General features: G+C 35.2%; 2 protein-coding genes. Both read left to right on the plus strand.

Features of this window, described 5'->3' with window-relative positions; translation table 11 throughout:
* Positions 1 to 5: 5 nt before the first annotated feature.
* Complete coding sequence (locus IC220_RS07290) at positions 6 to 254, plus strand: phage tail assembly protein (protein ID WP_188153765.1); 249 nt, start codon at positions 6 to 8, stop codon at positions 252 to 254.
* A 109-nt stretch (positions 255 to 363) separates the two neighbouring features.
* Positions 364 to 1985, plus strand: a 1622-nt coding sequence (locus IC220_RS07295) for a phage tail tape measure protein (protein WP_188153764.1), incomplete at its 3' end; no start/stop codon positions are given.

Consider the following 1985-nt stretch of genomic DNA (forward strand, 5'->3'; position numbering starts at 1 on the left):
GAACAATAACACTAAACAACCCAATAACAGTTGATGGAATTTCTGTATCAGATCTTACCGTTAGACGTCCAAAAGTAAGAGACTATCTGATAATTGAGCGCCTTGATGGTAGTGATTTAAGTAAAGAAGTGATTTTGACAGCAAACCTAACATCGATAGCAAAAGAAGCCATTGAAGAATTAGACATAGCCGACTATGTGAAAGTGCAAGAAGTATTAAAAGATTTTTTTTCACCAATTATCCAAAAGACTTAAGGTCAGAAGTAATAGAGCTCAGTTCTCTTATAGGTGGGGGAATTGAGCCATTACTAAAAATGGAAATCAATGAATTTGTTTTGTGGGTTAAAGCAGCAAGGGAGTGTAAATGTCAACATTATCAATAAAAATAGGTGCTGTATTAGATGGTAGCTTTAATACTGTAATAAAAGGAAGTAGCAGTCAGCTTACTCGTCTTGGTGAAAATATCAGGCAGCTTGATTCATCTTTAAAATCAGTATCTAAATTTAAACAATTGGGTTCTGATGTATTTGCTGCCAAGAAATCCTGGAAAGGTTTTGAGGATCAGGTAAAATCCTTAGCTCAACAGATAAAAGCAGTGGAAAAACCAAGCAAAACTTTAAAAGCTGAATTTGATAAGGCTAAATCTTCAGCAACAAAAGCAAAAGATGCATATTTAAAAAAAAGAGATACTTTATACTCACTCAATGAAGAAATCAGAAAAAGTGGAAAAAATATTAAGTCCTTGGTAAGTGATCAATATAAACTTGGCTCGTCCATTGAAGTATTAAAGGGTAAATATAGTAAACTAGGCTCTGTAATACAGAAACAGCAAAGTATGCTAGCAAAAAAAGCACATTACAAGTCACAAGTAATGGAAACTATAGGGCTTGGACTCTCACTTGCAGCTCCAATTAAGGTTGCTATTGATTTTGAGAGTGCCATGGCTGATGTTAAGAAGGTAGTAGAATTTAATAATAATGGTGAGGTTTCTGAGTTTGCTGAAAAGCTAAAAGAGATGTCACGCACTATACCACTATCAACTGCAGAACTAGCAAGAATAGCCGCAAGTGGTGGCCAACTTGGTATTCAAAAAGATAAGCTAATAGTATTTACTACAACTGTAGCTAAAATGGCCACCGCATTTGACATATCTGCAGAAGAAGCTGGTGATTCTATGGCTAAACTCGCTAACATTTATGGAATTGAAGTAGAGAAGATGGAAAGAGTAGGTGACATTATAAATCACCTTTCAGATCATACTGCTGCTAAGGCAAAAGATATGGTGGAGGCATTGGCTAGAGTGGGTGGTAACGCAAAACAATTTGGTTTGGATATTAACCAGACGAGTAGTTTAGTAAATGCATTCATTAGTTTAGGTAAACAACCTGAAAAAGCAGCAACTGCTATAAATGCTCTGCTTTCTAAACTTCAAACTGCTGAAGGACAAGGAAAAGAGTTTAAAGCAACATTAGAATCCATAGGCATAACTGCAGAGGAAATATCACAAAAAGTTGCTCAAAACGGACAAAACGCTCTACTTTATTTTTTTGAAACTTTAGAAAAAGTAGATAAACAGGAACGTTCTCAAATTCTTCTCAACCTATTCAACCAAGAATATCAAGATGATATAGCACTCCTAGTTGGAAGTTTGAAAGAATATAAAAAAGCAATAGGTTTTGTGGCTGATGAAAAAAACTATGAAAAATCCATGCAAAAAGAATTTGAAAATCGTGCAGACACTACAGCTAATAAATTAAGACTCCTGCGAAATGCAATAGCTGAAGTTGGTATGAACTTAGGTTCAGTGATGTTGCCTACTTTAAAGTCCATAGCTGAGTTCTTGCAGGAAAAAACTAGATATGTAGCAGAGTTTGCAGAAAAATATCCAACTTTAACCACAGCAATCATGGGTACTGTAACAGCCTTGATAAGTTTAAAAATCGCAGCAGTAGGACTAGGTTATGGGTTTACATTATTAGGAAGTAC

The organism is Wolbachia endosymbiont of Pentalonia nigronervosa (assembly GCF_014534705.1).
Classification (GTDB): Bacteria; Pseudomonadota; Alphaproteobacteria; order Rickettsiales; family Anaplasmataceae; genus Wolbachia.